3 protein-coding genes and 3 tRNA genes are annotated in these 1965 nt (G+C 69.8%); 5 read left to right on the forward strand and 1 reads right to left on the reverse strand.

Annotated elements, in window-relative coordinates; all coding sequences use genetic code 11:
* Nucleotides 1-150 precede the first annotated feature (150 nt).
* The 5 genes from B8460_RS11145 to nusG all read left to right on the forward strand — a co-directional run bounded on the left by B8460_RS11145 (nucleotide 151) and on the right by nusG (nucleotide 1359).
* A tRNA-Tyr gene (locus tag B8460_RS11145) sits at nucleotides 151-236 on the forward strand.
* Between the two features lie 65 nt (nucleotides 237-301).
* Nucleotides 302-375, forward strand: a tRNA-Gly gene (locus tag B8460_RS11150).
* A 121-nt stretch (nucleotides 376-496) separates the two neighbouring features.
* Nucleotides 497-573 (forward strand) — tRNA-Trp (locus B8460_RS11155).
* Between the two features lie 83 nt (nucleotides 574-656).
* Nucleotides 657-818, forward strand: coding sequence for a preprotein translocase subunit SecE (gene secE / locus B8460_RS11160; RefSeq protein WP_373855818.1), 162 nt, complete (start codon nucleotides 657-659; stop codon nucleotides 816-818).
* A 10-nt stretch (nucleotides 819-828) separates the two neighbouring features.
* The gene (gene nusG, locus B8460_RS11165) at nucleotides 829-1359 is read left to right on the forward strand and encodes a transcription termination/antitermination protein NusG (protein ID WP_048861673.1); all 531 of its coding nucleotides are present in this window, start codon (nucleotides 829-831) and stop codon (nucleotides 1357-1359) included.
* On the opposite strand, the gene B8460_RS11170 is transcribed toward nusG, so the two are convergent.
* The coding region (locus B8460_RS11170; RefSeq protein ID WP_048861674.1) for a pyridoxal-phosphate dependent enzyme at nucleotides 1356-1965 on the reverse strand (610 nt) is incomplete at its 5' end. The genes nusG and B8460_RS11170 overlap by 4 nt on opposite strands.

The following is a 1965-nucleotide window of genomic DNA, read 5'->3' on the forward strand; positions in this document are numbered from 1 at the left end:
GGGCCGCCGCTCGGGCCGGCCCCGGGGCCGCGTCGTCCTGGTTGTCTCATGCCGCGCGTATAGCGGTCCGGACCCGCCCTGCACAGCCACCGGCGGCCGGCGGCGCGTTGACAGGCCAACGGGCGGAAGCTACGCCGCGCGCTGCGGCACGGAGGGGTGCCCGAGTGGCTAAAGGGGACGGACTGTAAATCCGTTGGCTTGCGCCTACGTTGGTTCGAATCCAACCCCCTCCACCATCGCCGCGACGGGATTGCTGGGCGGACGGGTTTTGCGGGCCGGGCACCCAGGCGGGTGTAGCTCAGCGGGTGTAGCTCAATGGTAGAGTTCCAGCCTTCCAAGCTGGCTGTGCGGGTTCGATTCCCGTCACCCGCTCCAGCCGCCGGCGGCGGCCTCGCCGGCCGCCAAATGCGCCGGACGGCTTGACACCCGCCGCGCCGCGTTCTCTCTACGCCGCCTGCGAACCGGCCGCGCCGTATGGCATGCGCCGGGCAGCCGCAGGGGTGTAGCTCAATTGGCTAGAGCGCCGGTCTCCAAAACCGGAGGCTGGGGGTTCGAGACCCTCCACCCCTGCCAGGCTGCGCATAAGGGGTCCTATTTTTTCAGTGATCGGGGGTCTGGCGGTCGTGGCGGTCAATCCGGCGAAGTTCCTGCGTGAGGTGCGGACCGAAATCGGCCGCGTCACGTGGCCCACACGGAAGGAGACCGCCGTGACCACAGGACTGGTCTTCCTGATGGCTGCGATGGCCGCCATCTTCTTCTTTGTCATCGACCAGGTCGTCCGGCTCGCCGTGCGCCTCGTCTTCGCCGGCGGGTTCTGAGGAGCGGGCTATGTCCATGCGCTGGTACGTCGTCCATGTCTATTCCGGCTTCGAGAAGAAGATCGCGCAGCAGATCAAGGAACAGGCCGCGCAGAAGGGGCTCGCCGACCAGTTCGAGGACGTGCTGGTGCCGAGCGAGGACGTGGTCGAGATGCGGCGCGGCCAGAAGGTCAGCGCCGAGCGCAAGTTCTTCCCCGGCTACGTGCTGGTGAAGATGGAGCTGACCGACGACGCCTGGCACCTCGTCAAGAACACGCCGAAGGTCACCGGCTTCCTCGGCACCAAGCTGCGCCCGACGCCGATTTCCGAGGCCGAGGCCGAACGCATCCTCAAGCAGTCGGCCGAGGGCGTCGAACACGCCCGCCCGGCGATCCTGTTTGAGGTGGGCGAGCAGGTGCGCGTCGCCGACGGCCCGTTCACCAGCTTCAACGGCACCGTCGAGGAAGTGGACGAGGAAAAGGGCCGCGTGAAGGTCAGCGTCTCCATCTTCGGCCGCTCCACCCCGGTCGAGCTGGAATACAGCCAGGTGGAGAAGGTCTAGCCCGCCGCCAGCAGCCGCTCGATCACCGGCGTCGCCTTCAGCCCGCTGCCCGTCAGGACCAGCACCGTCGTCTGCCCGGGCTCGATCGCGCCGCTTTCCAGCAGCCGGGCATAGGCGGCGGCCACCTGCGCGCAGGTCGGCTCGACGTAGAGTCCCTGTCGCGCGAGGTCGCGGGTCGCCTGCGCGATCTCCGCCTCCTCCAGCATGACCGCGCCGCCGCCGGTGGAGAGCAGCGCGCCCACCACCTCGCGCAGCCGCACCGGGCGGGCGATCGCCGTGCCCTCGGCGATGGTCGGGCCGAGGGGCCAGCGGTCGGGCGGGGCGTGGTCGGGCGGCGCATCGCCGAACGCCCCGCCGGCCTCCGCCTCGTCCGTGCCGAGCAGGGCGGCGGCGATCGGGGCGCAGACCGCCGGTTGCGCGGCGAAGATGCGCGGCAGGGTGTCGATCGCCCCGGCGCGCAGCAATTCGGCGAAGCCGATCTCGCAGCCGAGCACGTTGGACCCGGCGCCGCAGGGCACGATCACGTTGTCGGGCGCGCGGAAGCCCAGATCCTCCCACAGCTCATAGGCCAGCGTCTTGGTGCCCTGGAGAAAGAACGGGTGCCAG

This window comes from Acidisphaera rubrifaciens HS-AP3 (genome assembly GCF_000964365.1).
Lineage (GTDB): Bacteria > Pseudomonadota > Alphaproteobacteria > Acetobacterales > Acetobacteraceae > Acidisphaera > Acidisphaera rubrifaciens.